Genomic DNA, 14,465 nt, shown 5'->3' with positions numbered 1-14,465 from the left:
GGCGAGCCTCGTGATCAGGGTCACACGATGGGCTGGATTGCGTGACGCTACTCAGGCGTTCTGGGTTGCATCGAGCAACCCAGGGGACCGGACAGCGCGGCCCCCGGAACGGATCACCGCATGACCATCGCCGAACTGCCCGCCATCGCGACGCGTCGGGCGCCCCGCACTCTGAGCCGCCGGGCCAGCTTCTGGACGGCGGCCGCCGTCGCCGGCCTCAGCCTCTGGACGAGCGCGGCCCCGACCACCACCTACCCGCTGTACGCCCGGACCTGGCATCTGACGCCGACCGCGACGACCGCGATCTTCGCTGTCTACCCCATCGTCCTGGTGGTGTTCCTGCTGGTCTTCGGCCAACTGTCCGACTACATCGGCCGCCGCGCGACGATGCTGTACGGCGTGGGCGCCCTGCTGGCCGGCGTCCTCCTGTTCGCGCTCGCGCCCTCGGTGGGCTGGGTCTACGCCGGGCGCGCCTTGATGGGAGCGGGCGTCGGTCTGGCGCTCACCCCGGCGACCGCCGCGGCGGTCGAGTTCAGCGCTCGTGGCAAGGTGGCGCGGGCCTCATCCATCACCACCGCCGCGACGGCGACCGGTCTGGCGCTGGCAACGATCGTCGGCGGCGGCCTGATCGAGTACGCGCCGGCGCCGCAGCACCTGGACTTCTGGGTCCTGCTGGGCGTGATCGCGGCCGTGGTCCCGTTCGTCTGGATGATGCCGCGACACACCAAGGACGAGTCGCAGGGCCCCTGGCGGCCGCGCCCGATCAGGGTTGCGAAGGGCATCCGTCTCCTGTACGCCGCGTCCGCGCTCGCGGTGACCACGTCGTACGCGTTCGGCTCGGTCTTCCTGGCGCTCGGCGCCCAGCTCGGGCGTGATCTGATCGGCTCGACGAACATCTTCGTGATCGGTCTGGTGCTGGCGATCCTCTCGGCGGTGGGTGGCTTGACCGCGATCGCCACCCGGAGCGTGCCGGCAGGCCGCCAGGTCCAGATCGGCACCGGCACCGTGCTGGCCGCTCTCGCGCTGCTGGAAGTGTCGGCCACGGCCCACTCGCTGCCGCTGTTCATCGTCACCAGCCTGCTCGGCGGCGTCAGCTACGGTCTGCTCTTCTCCGGCGGACTCGGACTCATCGCGACCCACGCCCCGGCTCACCATCGCGGTGGCACCGTCGCCGGTGTCTACCTGGTGGCGTACGTGGGCCAAGGCGCGGTCGCGCTCACGCTCGGACTGATCGCCACGGCGTCCGGCCTGAGCACCGCGTTGCTGCTGGGTGTGCTGGCGATCGGCGTGGTCGCACTCCTCACCTTCGCGGTGGCGCGGCTTCTCGCGGTACGGGGCGGCGGTAGCGTGGCCGAGGAGGTTCGATGAGCCCTGAGATGAGCCTTGAGATGAGCCCTGAGATGAGCACTGAGACTGACACCCTGCCGACCTGCTCGATCGCCCGCGCGCTCGACCTGGTCGGCGATCGGTGGGCACTGCTGATCCTGCGTGAGGCGCACCGCGGCTTCACCCGGTTCGCCGACTTCCGCGAAGTACTCGGCATCGCACCGAACATCCTCGCGAACCGGCTGGCCGCGCTGGTCGAGGCGGGAGTGCTGGAGAAGCGCGAGTACCGGGCGGAGGGTGAGCGCACCCGGTCGTCGTACCACCTCACGCCGGCCGGCGTGGACCTGAAGATCGTGCTCGCGGCCTTGCAACAGTGGGGTGACGTGCACGTGCCGCGCGCAGACGGCCCGACAGTACTGCGGCGCAACACCCGAACCGGCGGACTCGCCACCGTCGGCTTCCTCGACGAGAACGGCGAACCGGTACCTGCCGAGGACGTCGCGTTCGAACCCGTTCCCGGCGGCCCCGCCGACCGCCGTATCTGGCGCTGACGCGGGCTCCAGTTTGGAGCGGGGTACGGGGGGTGTTTACGGCCCGTTCCATTGAGGTCTGGGCTGGTTCGGCCGGAGAGGGAACAAGAGGTAGCCGGATGACTCAGGACATCATGGAGCTGGGCCGGGAGTTGGCGGAGGTCACCCGGCTCATCGAGGACGACGATGTCCCGGCCACCCTCGACCGGTTCGTCCAGCGGGTGGTCCGGATGCTGCCTGACTGCGAAGAAGCGGCGATCGCTGTGCTGTCCGAGGCCGGACCGGAGCTGATCAGCAGCCATCGCATCGCGGCGGATCCGCTCGAGGAGCAGTCCCGCAGCGAGCTCGCCAAGGAGTTGTTGCACCACGGCGGTCCTCTGCACGACGTACTCACCTACGGGGAGCCCCACCATCTCAGCGATGCGGCTGCTGATCCGCGTTGGCCTGAGTTCTCTGCCGCGATGGTGAAGGCCGGAGTCTGCAGTTGCCTGTTGCTGCCCCTCCCCTCGAGCCGAGGGTCAGCCGGCGCGTTCGCCCTCTTCTCCTCCAAAGTCGGCGCCTTCGAGGACACGACGTACGACGTCGTCCTGCTGTTCGCAATGCATGCCGGGGTGGCCTTCGACAACGCTCAGCTGTTCCATCACGCGAAGGCCCTGGTCGGGCAGTTGCAGACGGCGCTGGAGACCCGGGAGCTGATCGGCCAGGCCACAGGTCTGCTGATGCACAAGTACGGCCTCGGGTCGGACGTCGCCTTCCAGGTACTGAAACGCGGCTCGCAGAACGCCAACGTGAAAGTCCGGGAAGTGGCCGCGCAGTTCATCGTGGCCCAGGAGCGCGGAACCCTTCCCGAAGCCCTCACCAGGTACGGCCTGGCACTCCACCACTAGGTGGTTCCGCACCAGGTGACTCCGCTGCGCTTGGTGAACGGTTCGCGCTCTCGTCGGAGCTGGGCTTCGCAACCGGACAAACCCGTCCCTTGCGCACAGGACCGCCACCCAGGCGCCGGAGCTTCCACTGCCGCTCGTCGTAGTCGTAGTACGTGTCGACACCGCCGAAGGTCATCGCTGATCCCTCGCTTCCGCACAACAGTCGACTTTCGCCTACTGCCAGACGAAGCCACCACTCCGGTACCCCGACTTCAGCCCCCTGAAGCCTCGGGAGCTCGAGGCGGGTCAGGCCGGGTCGACGGTGCGGGTGACGACCCAGCGGTGCGGGGAGATCGGGCGCGTGCGGGTGAAGCCGTGGTTCTCGAAGGCGGCCATCGGGCCGGTGTGCAGGAATGAACCGGAGACGGTGCGGTCGTCGGTCTCCTCGGGATAGCCCTCGACCGTGCCGCCGCCGAGGCGGGCGATCTCGACCAGCGCCCCGCCGAGCGCGGCATCCGCGACCCCGCGGCGGCGCAGGCCTTTGCCGGTGAAGAAACAGGTGATGCGCCAGTCCGGCAGGGCCGTGAGGCCCTTCTCGTACAGGCGCCGGCTCTTGACCTCCGGCAACTCCTCGGGGGACCCGAACTGGCACCAGCCCAGACATTCGTCGCCGGCCAGCACCAGCGCGGCGTGGGTGCGGCCCTCGGCGACGCGCTGCTCCTTCTCGGCCCGGTTGTCCGCAGCGGTGCGTCCCTTGCCCAGCTTGACGTGGAAGCCCATGCACCAGCAGCCGCCCCACACGCCGTTGTTCACCTCGACCAACCGCGCGAACGCAGGCCACGTATCCACGTCCAGGGCCCGGACAACGAGCGGTTCGGACGCCTTCTCTGTCGTTTTCGAGTCGCTCACGAACACCTCCTGAGCACGCGTGCGGGACTCTCGGGGTCGACAGTGCAGATCATGCCACGGTCGGACTCTCCGGCAGCCTCGATCATCGGCGGATGAAGACGTGTAGGAGGAACTCCTGGTCGACGTGTTCGATCAGTTGCTCCAGTTCAGGTCGGTCGCGGAGTGCCTGGTGCGCGGCTGTCGCGTCTCGGGGGCCTTCGGGCGGCCAGGGGCACCAGTGCGCGGCGAGCAGGTGGCCGCCCGGTTCCAGCAGTTCCAGGAGGCGATCCAGGCTGGCTTCGAGGTCGGCATCGCTCAGGTAGTAGAGGATCTCGCTCAGGACGATGAGGTCGACCGACTCGTACGTCGGGGTGGTCGGAAGGGCGGTGACGCTCAGTTCAGCGGCCGGTGCTGTGGACTTTGCGCGGAGCACGGCCCCTTCGACCGGGTCGAAGGCGATGACGTGGTCGCTGCGATCGGCCAGGTGCCTGGTCAGTTCGCCGATGCCGCACGCGGGTTCGAGCGTCCGGCGGTAGCGCTCCTTCGGCAGACTCGCCAGGATCACCGCCTGCTTGCGGCGTTCGTACCAGCTGTCGGCGGTGTGCCACGGATCCGCCTGGGCCGCGTAGAGGGAGGCGAACCGCTCGATCGGTGCGGACGTGGTCGCCGGTTCACGGAACAGTACTTCGAACGGCCGGTCGAAGTGGGTGAGCATCGCGCTGTCGACGATCGGGTCCTCGCCGTTGGGACCGGTGGTCAGCTGGGACTCGAAGGTGTTGATGGCGTTCTGCTTACGGATGTGCTGGTCGTCGCCGAGCGGGCAGATCACCGCGTGCTGCCACGGAATGGCTGGGTCGTCCGTGCCCATCCAGTGCCACATCCAGACCGGATAGGACCAGCAGTGCGCCTGCACGGGAGCGGCGGCCAACCCGGCGCGCCCTACGGCGGCATGGTCCGGATGCGGATCGCCGGGCCACGGCACGATGACGCAGTCGGCGTCGCGCAGCGGTACGTCGAGCCGCTCGACCAGCTCGGCCTCGTAGTCCGCGATGCCCGAGTCGGGCAGTCCGAGCAGCAGGACAGCGCCCGGATCGAGGCCCAAGGCAACTATTGCGGCTGTGAGTTCCTCCCGGCGCGTGGCGGCCAGGTCGACGCGTTCGGCTGGGTCAAGCGCCGGGAAGGCGGCTTCGCCATCGCTTGCGACGATCAGCGAGACCTCCGCTCCGGCGGCGTGCAGGACCTGCACGAGTCCGCCGGCACCCAAGGTCTCGTCGTCGGGATGAGCGGCCAGCACCATCACCCTCTGCAACCCGGTGGGATCAAAGGTCGGCAGGTCGCGCGCGTCCAGGAACGTCCGCCAGTCCAGTTCATCCGTTACCGGGCGGGCCATGCGTCGTCCTTCCCTTCGCTGATCAGGCGGCCGAGCGCGGCCAGGTCGCGCTCGGCGTGATGCTGGCGCACGTAGACCTGGAGATCCGCCAGCGCCTGGGCGAAGGCGCGATCGCGGGACAGCGGAGTCGGACCGGTGATCCGCGGAACCTGGTCGATCGTGGCCCGGACCGCGCGTTCGACGGCCGCCCGGAGTATCCAGATCTCCCGCAGGACGTCGGTGTCCGGCGCCTCGTCGATCAACCGGGCGGTTGCCTTGAGCAACGATGCTGTCGCCGCGAGCGTCGCCTCGAGATCACCGAGATGAGCCAGTTGATGCTCGTCGGGGCCCTGGCCCGAACGCAGGTGTTCCACCGCGCGATCCACCAGGCCGCGAGCCCCGCCGTACCAGACCGCGGCCACGCCACCGCCACCCCACCAAAAGCCCGGACGGCCGACGTAGAACCCAGGCGGTCCGACCTTGTCGCCCTCGGCGATCGGCACGCTGTCGAGAACGACGTCAGCGCTGTCCGACGCGTCCATACCGACTGCTTGCCAGGTGTCGGGCTTGCGCTGGATCCGCGAGTCGCGCAGATCCACGTCCACTAGCACCGAATCGCCTGAAGGCGTGAGGGCGGCCACGAGAGCCCGGTCGAGGCTGTGCGCCCCGGAGCAGAACCTGACCGTGCCGGACAACGCATCACCAGTCAGCACCGCGCCGGTGCCGCCTGATCGAGCAGCCCACACGCCGTACAGAGCTCCTGGTACTGCGGTACGGCCTGCCTGGTGCAGGATCGAGATCGCGTCGAGGTGGCCCTCGCCCAGCCGCGCGAGGGTCAGGTCCCGGGAACCGAGCGAAGCCAGTGCGGCCCACCGCTCCACGGTCCGTCCGAGCCCCGGATCCGGAATCTCGAGGGATCCGTTGTCCACCAGCCGCCTCAGCTCACGCGCCACTGCCGCGGCATCTCGAGGGGGAGTCATGTCGCGCCGGTACCCGGGAAGGAAACAGGGCGAGGACGGCTTCGCCTTCGACGATGCGGGTACCGGCGGGCGGCATGAAGGCATTGACTTGGCAGGGAAAGCGGAAGATCGAGTACTCCGAGGTGCCGGATCCGGTGATCCAGGAACCGACCGACGCCATCATCGAGGTCACCTCGACCGGCATCTGCGGCTCGGACCTCCATCTGTACGAGGTGATGGGTCCGTACCTCGAGCCGGGGGACGTGCTGGGGCATGAGCCGATGGGCATCGTGGTCGAGACCGGCGCGGCGGTGACGAACCTGAAGGCGGGGGACCGGGTGGTCATCCCGTTCGGGATCGCGTGCGGCCGGTGCTTCATGTGCGACCGCGGTCTGCAGTCGCAGTGCGAGACGACCCAGGTTCGTGCCGAGGGAATGGGCGCGGCCCTCTTCGGCTACACGAGGCTCTATGGACAGGTTCCGGGTGGACAAGCGGAGTACCTGCGCGTGCCACAGGCGCAGTACGGCCCGATCGTCGTGCCTCCTGGGCCTGCCGACGATCGGTTCGTCTTCCTCTCGGACGTGTTGCCGACCGCTTGGCAGGCAGTCGAGTACGCCGCTGTGCCCGACGGCGGGACCCTGGCCGTCATCGGCCTGGGCCCCATCGGTGACATGGCCGCCAGGATCGGGCTACACCGCGGGTACAGGGTGATCGGCATTGAGCTGGTGCCCGAGCGGCTCAAGCGAGCCCAGGAGCGCGGAGTGGAGATCCTCGAGTACTCCGACCAGGTGGCTGAGCAGGTGCGGGAGCTCACGGACGGTCGTGGAGCGGACTCCGTCATCGATGCCGTCGGCATGGAGGCACACGGATCGCCCAAGGCGCAGGCTGCCCACAAGCTCGTCGGGTTGATGCCGGATGGTGTCGCCGAGAAGATGATGCAGACGATCGGCGTCGACCGGCTTGCCGCGTTCTACCTCGCGATCGAGGTGGTCCGTCGCGGGGGCACGATCTCGCTGAGGGGCGTGTACGGCGGCGCGGCCGATCCGTTGCCGATGCTGACGATGTTCGACAAGCAGATCCAGCTCAGGATGGGGCAGGGCAACGTACGTCGCTGGGTGGACGACCTCCTGCCGCTGTTGACCGATGACGACCCTCTCGGTGTCGGCGGCTTCGCCACTCATCGGCTGCCTTTGTCCCAAGGTCCGGCGGCGTACGAGATGTTCCAGAAGAAGCAGGACGGTGCCGTGAAGGTGCTGCTGACGCCGTGACGCGTGTCGTCGTGCCGGGATCCCACTTGAAGAACCGCAACCGCTGCCGGACGCGGTACGACAGGTCGTCCCGGGGGATCAGGTGACCGTAGAGAGCGCAGCAGCATGGATATCCGGTACCCCGCGGCGGCGCCGGACGCCTGTCCCAGACCCGGCTGACCGCGGCGCGATGTCCGCGTGCTGCGAGTTGGTTGCCAGTAGCAACTTCGGGGCCTCGCCCGCGAACCGGCTGTCGTTCACCGAGCGGACCGGGCCGATGAGGAGTTGCAGACGCTTCAGTCCCCGTGGACCCAGCAGGTGGCGGAGCAGGTCGACGCCTGCTCGGACCGGAGGGAACGGAGTGAGCAGAGCTTGGGTGATCGCCGGGCCGACGCATTCCCAGTCGGAGTACAGGTCCAGCCAAGCCTGTCCATCGCCCGCGGTGTGCGCATCCAAGGCGGCCGCGGTGTCGGCCGGATCAGGGTGGATCAGCGCCCAGCCGCCGGTTCTCAGCGGGTTGCCGACCGGCGAGGGCGCGTTGGACCACTCCAGGCCGTGGGATCTCCAGGCCGCCCCGGTACCCGAGCCCGAAGTGCCCGACCCGGTCGAGCCGTAGACTGGGCCCGAGCCGGATGGCAGGAGTGAAACGGTGAGCCAGAGCGGGGACGACCCAGCGGAGCTGCCGGGTGAGATTGTGCTGTCCACCGCCGGGGAGACCGTGACGGTGACTGTGGCGGGCACCATCGACGTCCGGCTGGTGCTGGCGCTGCGCAAGGTGCTCCACGAGGCAACCAGCTTGGCGCCGGACACGCTGCGACTGCATCTGCTGATCTCCGTCGACGGCGCAGAACTGCTCGCGCGGGTCGTTCGCGAGACGCAAGGCCGCTTCCAGGCCAGTTGGCGCCGGTTCCTGGTCGCGGCGTCCGATCCTGCTGTCGTCAGACTGCTGGCAGGCGCGAGGGTCGAGGCGGTTTTCCAGCCGGGACTCTCTGCCGGCTAGCGCGCTGAGGGACCTTCACAGAACCCGGCGTGATTTCTAACCGTGTAGTTCTCGAATCCCCGGCCATCCGGAGTAACAATGGTTCCGTGGTCGACTGCGCGTGAGTAGAGCCAACTCCCCCCAGGCTCCCCCGCGCGGCCGGCCACCCTGCGGTGTCGGTCGACCGACAGTTGCTGGTTGGCGCGGATCAGTCGCCGGTCTGGTGGTTGGGTGCGTGGACCGGTTTGGACTGTGGAGATGAGCGTTGGCGGAGGTAGATCGAGCCGCCGATGATCGCGGCGACGGCGAGGAACTCGCTCTGCCAGTTCTGGAAGGACTCGAACCAGAACTGCGAAGTACGGATGTACTGCCAGGTAGTGACGGCCTGGCCGCCGTGGAGTTGCTGGTCCTCGCTGTAGGCGCCTGCGCCGGTGACCGCGTGCAGCCAGATGGAGAGGGCGAAGCAGATCCCGAAGGCGATGGCGAGTGAGTTCTCGTAGAGCTTGAGGACCAGCGTGGAGCCGTGCCGGACCGGCCAAGGCGCGTCCGGGTCGTTGCGGTGCTCGCGGGGGTCCTCGTCCTGCGGTGACGGTTCGTCGACCGGCTTCGACTCCGCCGAGCCTTTCTGGACCAGGAAGGCGGTGAGCAGCACGTAGGAGCCCATCTGCAGGAACTCCGACTCCCAGTTCTCGAAGACGGTTTCCCCGAACGACGACGACCCGGCGTACTGCGCCAGGGTCTGCGGTGGTTGCCCGTGCTCGGTCAGTTCGTCGTTCTCGTGCGCGTGTCCGGTGAGCAGTACGCCGATGAAGAAGAGCGCGAACAGGCCGAGGTTGACGAGAAGTAGCGCTCTCAATCTGATCCATCGCACCAGACCATGATCAGCCCCTGATCACCTATGCCTTCGCCAGCCCAGCCGTCGGCGTGGCGTCGCCGGGATCGTTGTCGTCGGCATTCCTAGACTGCTGGGCATGCGGCATCACGATGTGGTGGTCATCGGGGCGGGTTCGGGCAACATGATGGTCGACGACTCGTTCGCCGGGCTGGATGTGGCGATCGTGGAGGAGCGCGCTTTCGGCGGCACCTGTCTGAACGTGGGGTGCATCCCGTCCAAGATGCTTGCGTACACGGCCGAGGTCGCCGAGGTCGTTCGTGGGGCCGGGCCTCTCGGTGTCGATGCCACCTTGCGCGGGATGCGCTGGACCGACGTACGGGATCGGGTGTTCGACCGGGTGGACGCGGATTCGGTTGAGGGGCGCGCGGCTCGGGAGGACAGCGATTTCGTCACTGTCTACTCGGGGCACGCGCGATTCGTGGGCCCGCGCAGTCTGCAGATCGAGCTGGGCGCGGAGTCCGTTGCGGTGGAGGCCGATCAGATCGTGATCGCCGCCGGCGGCCGGCCGACAGTGCCGCCACCTGTGCTGGAATCGTGCCTGCCGTTCGAGACTTCGGACTCGATCATGCGGATCGACGCACCGCCCCGTCGGTTGGCCGTGCTCGGTGGCGGCTACATCGCCGCGGAACTGGCCGAGGTGTTCGCCGCGGCCGGGAGCGACGTGGTCATCATCGAGCAGGCCGAGCAGCTGCTGGGTCCGCAGGACGAGAGCATCACCGGGGAGTACACGGAGTTGGCCCGGCATCGGTTCGAGCTGCACCTTGGGCGTGAGCTCACCCAACTCGAGGGCGAGGCCGGGGCTCTTCGATTGACACTGGACGACGGGACCAGGCTCACGGCGGACACGTTGTTGGTCGCGGTCGGCCGGACTCCGAACAGCGACCGGCTCGACCTCGGCGCCGCAGGCATCAGCACGCACGACGACGGGCGCATCGTGGTGGACGAGTACCAGCGCACGGATGTCGAGGGTGTCTTCGCGCTGGGCGATAGCTGCGCGCCGTACCAGCTGAAGCATGTCGCGAACCGGGAGGCCGAGGTGGTGGCGCACAACCTGCGCCATCCCGACGACCTGATCGCGACGGACCTCGACGTCGTACCGGCGGCGGTCTTCACCAACCCGCAGATCGCGTCCGTCGGCGCGACCGAGCAGGATTGTCGCGAGGCCGGCGCTGACTACGTTGTCGGCACCGCCCGGTACGCCGATGTCGCGTACGGGTGGGCGATGGAGGATCGCACCGGCTTCTGCAAGGTCCTGGCCGAGCGGGGGAGCGGCAGATTGCTCGGGGCACACCTGATGGGTCCGCAGGCGGCGACGCTGATCCAGCCGCTGGTGCTCGCGATGACGCTCGGTATCGACGCTCGAACGCTGGCCAAACGGCCCTACTGGATCCACCCCGCCCTCACCGAAGTCGTCAGCAACGCCCTCCTAGCACTCGACGACTGAGCCGCACTGTCACCGGCCCGCGATCAGGTAGCACAACGTCGTCCCGTGGCGAGCTGGTCGGTGGACCGGTACCCGTCCCGATCCTGGCTGACGCGGAATTTGTGCAGCGGGCGAAACTCCTTGCAGTGCTGGCTTTCGGCTGTTCGTGCCGGCGAAGAATAGTTTCCGTGTTGTCGGTTTCGGGATGGGTACCGGCAGCTCAATTCGGCAGTGGTACGGAAGTGTGCCATCCGCGACGTCAGGTTGCGGGGGGAGAGCGATTGCGCTCTTTTCCTGACGAACTTCCCTCTCATCGACTCCGCGAGCAGCGGGCAACGTTCGCGAGCAGATCGCGAACCCTCATCACCCGGGCTTCGGCACCCATGATCGACGGCTGCCGGGTCCCGTCCATCCTCCTGGAAGGAGACCGTCAGATGACCTCCACGACGAATCACTGGGACGCCGACAGTCCACCCGGACCGCAGCACGGCGCTGGGAACGGTGTGACCGGTACGGCCCGGGAAGAAGCCGGGCAGCTGAAGGAGACTTCCGCCGACGCTGCTCGCCAGGTCGCCGGAACCGTGAAGGAGAAGGCCTCCGACGTGACGTCGGATGTTCGTCAGCAGACCCAGCGACTGGCGGGCCAGACGCGCGACCAGTTGCTGGATCAGGCGAGCCAGCAGAAGGAGCGGGCCACCAAGAGCCTGCGCTCGGTAGGCGACGAGTTGCGCGGGATGGCGGAGCACGGTGACTCCGGGCTGGGCGCCCAGTTGGCGCAGCACGGTGCGAAGTTCACCGACCAGGCCGCCGACTTCCTGCAGCAGCGCGAGCCGGGAGACCTGCTGGACGAGGTTCGCGGCTACGCACGGCGCAAGCCGGGCACGTTCCTGCTGGTTGCAGTGGCCGCGGGCGTTGTGGCCGGCCGCCTCACGCGCGCACTGGCCGCAGGCGCCACCGACGCGCCGAGCGGTACCACGAACGGGCGTAGTACGCGCCGGGAGTCGGTCGCCTATCCGGTCTCCGACGAATACCTCGTCCCGCCGCCGTCAACGGACGCGCCGGGCTCAACCGCGCCGACGGGTGACGCATGGTCCGACGTACGGCCCGGCGCCACGCCCAGGTCAGCGCCGCCGGTGGCTCCGACCACGGCACCGCCGCCGATGCCCACGCCGGTGGCGCCCGATCCCAACCCGGGAACTCCGGTGACGCCAGAGTTCGGGCCCGGATCGGAGCGCTGAGATGACGCTCGACGGATCGCTCCCCGGTAGCAGACCGGACCAGCTGTCGATGGACGAGTCGGTCGGTCAACTGGTCTCCCAGCTGACCACCGATCTGGGGCAACTGACCCGCCAGGAGCTGGCCTTGGCGAAGGCCGAGCTCCAGGCGGAGGCGAAGAAGGCCGGCAAGGGCGCGGGCATGCTCGGCGGCGCCACCCTCGCCGGCTGGATGGTGGCTCTGTTCCTCTCGTTCACGGTGATGTGGGCGCTGGACGAAGCCATGGACCTGATCTGGGCAGCGCTCATCGTCGCCGCCCTCTGGGCGGTTGTCGCGGCCGTGCTCGCGACGAAGGGGCGCAAGGAGCTCCAGGACGTCAACCCCAAACCCGACCAGACGGTCGAATCCCTCAAGGAGGACGCGAAATGGCTGACCCGGAAGAGCTGAAGCGGGACATCGAAGAGACCAGGCGGAACGTCGGCCGTGACGTGGATGCCCTGACGGAGAAGGTCAGCCCGAGCCGCGTCGTCGGCCGGCGGGTCGACCGGGCCCGAGGCGGTGTCCATCGGCTGAAGGACCGCGTGATGGGTTCCGCGGAGTCCGTGGGTGGCTCGGTCACCGACTCGGCAGGCTCGGCGATGTCGTCGGTGCAGGACGCGGGCAGCAAGGTCGGTGACGTTGTCGGTTCAGCACCCGACCTGGCCCGCGCCCGAACCCGCGGTACGCCGCTCGCGGCCGGGCTGATCGCCTTTGCCGCGGGCTGGATGGTGGCCGCGGCCCTTCCCGCGTCGACGCGGGAGCGTGACCTCGCGCAGGAGACCAAGGACAAGGCGATGGATGCCGTCGGCCCGGTGAAGGAGCAGGCGACCCAGGTGATGCAGGAGGTCAAGGACAACCTCCAGGAGCCGACGCAGGAAGCCGTCGAGCACGTCAAGCAGTCGGCCTCCCAGGCGGCCACCGAGGTGGGCGACGAAGGCCGGTACGCGGCCCACCAGGTCGCCGATGAGACCAAGAGCTCGGCGGACCACGTCCGGCAGGCGGGTTCCTCCAGCTGATGAGTGGGGAGCGGCGGCACGCTGTGCCGGGATTGGATGCCGAGAAGCCGACGGAGATTCCCGCGTCGGGCTGGTGGCAGGTCATCAAGCGGGCCTGGTCGGAGGCTAAGGCCGACCAGGTCCCGCTCCTGGCCGCCGGCGTCGCGTTCTTCGGTTTCCTGTCGTTGTTCCCCGCCATCGTCGCGGCGGTGCTGACGTACGGCCTGGTCGCGGATCCGACTCAGATCCGCAGCCAGGTCCAGGACCTGACCGAGGCCATGCCGGCCTCGAGTCGGGACCTGCTGCTTCAGCAGATCGACGCCTTGACGTCGGCGCCGCGGCAGAGCTTGGGTATCGGCCTGGCCATTGCCGTGGCGGCTGCGCTCTGGAGCGCAGCCGGCGGTGTCGGCTATCTGCTGACCGCCGTGAACCTGGCATACGACGAGGACGAGACGCGCGGATTCGTCCGCCGGAAGCTGCTCGCTCTCGGGATGACGCTGGGAGCAATCGTCTTCGTCCTGCTCGCCATCGCCCTGTTCGCGGCCGGCGCGGCGATCGGTGAGGACCTACCCACGCCGCTCCGGTTCCTCCTCGGGGCCCTCCGGCTGGTCCTCGCGGTGGTCCTGATCACGGTCGCGCTCGCGGTCGTCTACCGACTCGGGCCCGATCGGGACGCGCCGCGGCTGCGCTGGGTCTCCATCGGCGCCGGTGTCGCCACGATCATCTGGCTGCTCGCTTCGTTCGGGTTCTCCCTGTACGTCGAGACGTTCGGCAACTACGCCAAGACGTACGGCAGCCTGGCGGCCGTGGTGGTCCTGATGCTGTGGCTCTGGCTGACCGCGTACGCCGTACTGCTCGGCGCCGAGGTCAACGCGGAGGCCGAGCAGCAGACCGCGCGCGACACCACCAAGGGCGAACCCCGCCCCCTCGGCCAACGAAATGCCGTGAAGGCCGACTCGATCCCCGACTGACCAGACGAGTGCGCTCTCCAGCGAGCCGTCAGTTTGATCGCGGATACCTGCTAGCTGGTAGGTCAGAATTCCGGGCAGCGGGACTGTGGCCTGGGGGCTTGCCTCGACGACAGCGCAGGCTCCTCCCGGCGATGCTCGTGCAGTGAGATCATCCTGCCGACCCGAAGACCTCAAGGGCCGCTTCGAAGCCGAGGCGGTGCCGCTGCGTCCCCGACTGTACGTCGCGGCGCTGCGGCTGACGGGCAATCGCGCCGACGCCGAGGATCTGCTGCAGGAGACCTACCTCCGCGCGTACCGCGGCTTCCACCGCTTCCAGCCCGGCACGAATGTGGCCGGCTGGCTGTACCGGATCCTCCGGAACACCTTCATCCAGGGGTATCGCAAGCGCCAGCGCGAACTGCCGACCGTTCCCGAGGACTGGCACCGGAACACCAACGGCGCCCTGCGCAACGTCGAGGAATCCGCCGAAGCCGCAGTGATCGACTCGATCCCCGACGGGCGGCTTCAGGAGGCGCTGTCGGCGCTGCCCGAACGGTACCGGCGGGTGGTCCTGCTCTTCGACGTCGACGGCTATGCCTACAAGGAGATCGCCGAAATCGTCGGCGTCCCACTCGGGACCGTGATGTCACGGCTGCATCGTGGCCGCAAAGCGCTCAGGGAGCGGATCGCGCCCCCAGCAGCAGCCGGTCAACGCCTTTCGCAGGCAGCTTGAAGAGATCCGAAGCCACGTCGTCGCTGGACGTGGGCGATGTGTCAGGAGGCG

General features: G+C 68.5%; 16 protein-coding genes. 11 read left to right on the top strand and 5 right to left on the bottom strand.

Annotation, left to right across the window (positions count from 1 at the left end; all coding sequences use genetic code 11):
* The first annotated feature begins 120 nt into the window (after nt 1-120).
* From EV648_RS21085 to EV648_RS21075, 3 genes are all read left to right on the top strand, one after another.
* Nucleotides 121-1,368: an MFS transporter gene (locus EV648_RS21085; protein WP_132294353.1), complete on the top strand. Its 1,248-nt coding sequence runs from the start codon at nt 121-123 to the stop codon at nt 1,366-1,368.
* Between the two features lie 32 nt (nt 1,369-1,400).
* Complete coding sequence (locus EV648_RS21080; RefSeq protein ID WP_132294350.1) at nt 1,401-1,877, top strand: helix-turn-helix domain-containing protein; 477 nt, start codon at nt 1,401-1,403, stop codon at nt 1,875-1,877.
* Nucleotides 1,878-1,975: 98 nt separating this feature from the next.
* Complete coding sequence (locus EV648_RS21075; RefSeq protein ID WP_132294347.1) at nt 1,976-2,743, top strand: GAF and ANTAR domain-containing protein; 768 nt, start codon at nt 1,976-1,978, stop codon at nt 2,741-2,743.
* Between the two features lie 285 nt (nt 2,744-3,028).
* Here EV648_RS21075 and EV648_RS21065 read toward each other — a convergent pair whose 3' ends face one another.
* The 3 genes from EV648_RS21065 to EV648_RS21055 all read right to left on the bottom strand — a co-directional run bounded on the left by EV648_RS21065 (nt 3,029) and on the right by EV648_RS21055 (nt 5,959).
* Nucleotides 3,029-3,631: a GNAT family N-acetyltransferase gene (locus EV648_RS21065; RefSeq protein WP_199234734.1), complete on the bottom strand. Its 603-nt coding sequence runs from the start codon at nt 3,629-3,631 to the stop codon at nt 3,029-3,031.
* A gap of 82 nt (nt 3,632-3,713) precedes the next feature.
* A complete protein-coding gene (locus EV648_RS21060) occupies nt 3,714-5,000 on the bottom strand; it encodes a bifunctional PIG-L family deacetylase/class I SAM-dependent methyltransferase (RefSeq protein WP_132294338.1) in 1,287 nt (428 codons plus the stop codon).
* Nucleotides 4,985-5,959, bottom strand: coding sequence for an acyl-CoA dehydrogenase family protein (locus EV648_RS21055; protein ID WP_132294335.1), 975 nt, complete (start codon nt 5,957-5,959; stop codon nt 4,985-4,987). Before EV648_RS21055 ends, EV648_RS21060 begins: the two co-directional genes overlap by 16 nt.
* Nucleotides 5,960-6,033: 74 nt before the next feature.
* On the opposite strand from EV648_RS21055, the gene EV648_RS21050 reads away from it, so the two are divergent.
* A complete protein-coding gene (locus EV648_RS21050) occupies nt 6,034-7,206 on the top strand; it encodes an alcohol dehydrogenase catalytic domain-containing protein (RefSeq protein WP_132294332.1) in 1,173 nt (390 codons plus the stop codon).
* Nucleotides 7,207-7,284: 78 nt separating this feature from the next.
* On the opposite strand, the gene EV648_RS21045 is transcribed toward EV648_RS21050, so the two are convergent.
* Nucleotides 7,285-7,641 (bottom strand): hypothetical protein, encoded by a 357-nt coding sequence (locus EV648_RS21045; RefSeq protein ID WP_132294329.1) that lies wholly within the window; start codon nt 7,639-7,641, stop codon nt 7,285-7,287.
* Between the two features lie 193 nt (nt 7,642-7,834).
* Here EV648_RS21045 and EV648_RS21040 point away from each other — a divergent pair, with 193 nt between their 5' ends.
* Nucleotides 7,835-8,185: a hypothetical protein gene (locus EV648_RS21040; protein WP_132294326.1), complete on the top strand. Its 351-nt coding sequence runs from the start codon at nt 7,835-7,837 to the stop codon at nt 8,183-8,185.
* A gap of 187 nt (nt 8,186-8,372) precedes the next feature.
* Here the strand turns inward: EV648_RS21040 and EV648_RS21035 are convergent, their stop codons facing one another.
* The gene (locus EV648_RS21035) at nt 8,373-9,035 is read right to left on the bottom strand and encodes a DUF6766 family protein (protein WP_132294323.1); all 663 of its coding nucleotides are present in this window, start codon (nt 9,033-9,035) and stop codon (nt 8,373-8,375) included.
* 100 nt (nt 9,036-9,135) lie between these two features.
* Here EV648_RS21035 and EV648_RS21030 point away from each other — a divergent pair, with 100 nt between their 5' ends.
* The 6 genes from EV648_RS21030 (at nt 9,136) to EV648_RS21005 (ending at nt 14,414) form a co-directional block, all read left to right on the top strand.
* A complete protein-coding gene (locus EV648_RS21030) occupies nt 9,136-10,503 on the top strand; it encodes a mycothione reductase (RefSeq protein WP_132294320.1) in 1,368 nt (455 codons plus the stop codon).
* A gap of 413 nt (nt 10,504-10,916) precedes the next feature.
* Complete coding sequence (locus EV648_RS21025; protein WP_132294317.1) at nt 10,917-11,720, top strand: hypothetical protein; 804 nt, start codon at nt 10,917-10,919, stop codon at nt 11,718-11,720.
* 1 nt (nt 11,721) lies between these two features.
* Nucleotides 11,722-12,144, top strand: coding sequence for a phage holin family protein (locus EV648_RS21020; RefSeq protein WP_132294314.1), 423 nt, complete (start codon nt 11,722-11,724; stop codon nt 12,142-12,144).
* Nucleotides 12,123-12,752, top strand: coding sequence for a DUF3618 domain-containing protein (locus EV648_RS21015; RefSeq protein WP_132294311.1), 630 nt, complete (start codon nt 12,123-12,125; stop codon nt 12,750-12,752). Before EV648_RS21020 ends, EV648_RS21015 begins: the two co-directional genes overlap by 22 nt.
* Nucleotides 12,752-13,702, top strand: a complete 951-nt coding sequence (locus tag EV648_RS21010) for a YihY/virulence factor BrkB family protein (protein WP_132294308.1) — start codon at nt 12,752-12,754, stop codon at nt 13,700-13,702. The genes EV648_RS21015 and EV648_RS21010 overlap by 1 nt, the downstream gene beginning before the upstream one ends.
* A 142-nt stretch (nt 13,703-13,844) precedes the next feature.
* On the top strand, nt 13,845-14,414 hold the full coding sequence (locus tag EV648_RS21005) for a sigma-70 family RNA polymerase sigma factor (protein WP_132294305.1): 570 nt from the start codon (nt 13,845-13,847) through the stop codon (nt 14,412-14,414).
* Nucleotides 14,415-14,465 lie beyond the last annotated feature (51 nt).

It is taken from the genome of Kribbella sp. VKM Ac-2568 (genome assembly GCF_004345365.1).
In the GTDB taxonomy this organism is placed as follows: domain Bacteria; phylum Actinomycetota; class Actinomycetes; order Propionibacteriales; family Kribbellaceae; genus Kribbella; species Kribbella orskensis.
Note: the sequence above shows the minus strand (reverse complement) of the source record. Positions and strands in the feature narration are given on the sequence as shown.

What these genes read in the sequence shown, in the direction of transcription:
- EV648_RS21025 (WP_132294317.1), top strand. Translation starts at nt 10,917, where the DNA reads ATGACCTCCACGACGAATCACTGGGACGCCGACAGTCCACCCGGACCG.
- EV648_RS21020 (WP_132294314.1), top strand. Translation starts at nt 11,722, where the DNA reads ATGACGCTCGACGGATCGCTCCCCGGTAGCAGACCGGACCAGCTGTCG.
- EV648_RS21055 (WP_132294335.1), bottom strand. Translation starts at nt 5,959, where the DNA reads ATGACTCCCCCTCGAGATGCCGCGGCAGTGGCGCGTGAGCTGAGGCGG.
- EV648_RS21085 (WP_132294353.1), top strand. Translation starts at nt 121, where the DNA reads ATGACCATCGCCGAACTGCCCGCCATCGCGACGCGTCGGGCGCCCCGC.
- EV648_RS21015 (WP_132294311.1), top strand. Translation starts at nt 12,123, where the DNA reads ATGGCTGACCCGGAAGAGCTGAAGCGGGACATCGAAGAGACCAGGCGG.
- EV648_RS21060 (WP_132294338.1), bottom strand. Translation starts at nt 5,000, where the DNA reads ATGGCCCGCCCGGTAACGGATGAACTGGACTGGCGGACGTTCCTGGAC.
- EV648_RS21080 (WP_132294350.1), top strand. Translation starts at nt 1,401, where the DNA reads ATGAGCACTGAGACTGACACCCTGCCGACCTGCTCGATCGCCCGCGCG.
- EV648_RS21030 (WP_132294320.1), top strand. Translation starts at nt 9,136, where the DNA reads ATGCGGCATCACGATGTGGTGGTCATCGGGGCGGGTTCGGGCAACATG.
- EV648_RS21050 (WP_132294332.1), top strand. Translation starts at nt 6,034, where the DNA reads ATGAAGGCATTGACTTGGCAGGGAAAGCGGAAGATCGAGTACTCCGAG.
- EV648_RS21075 (WP_132294347.1), top strand. Translation starts at nt 1,976, where the DNA reads ATGACTCAGGACATCATGGAGCTGGGCCGGGAGTTGGCGGAGGTCACC.
- EV648_RS21010 (WP_132294308.1), top strand. Translation starts at nt 12,752, where the DNA reads ATGAGTGGGGAGCGGCGGCACGCTGTGCCGGGATTGGATGCCGAGAAG.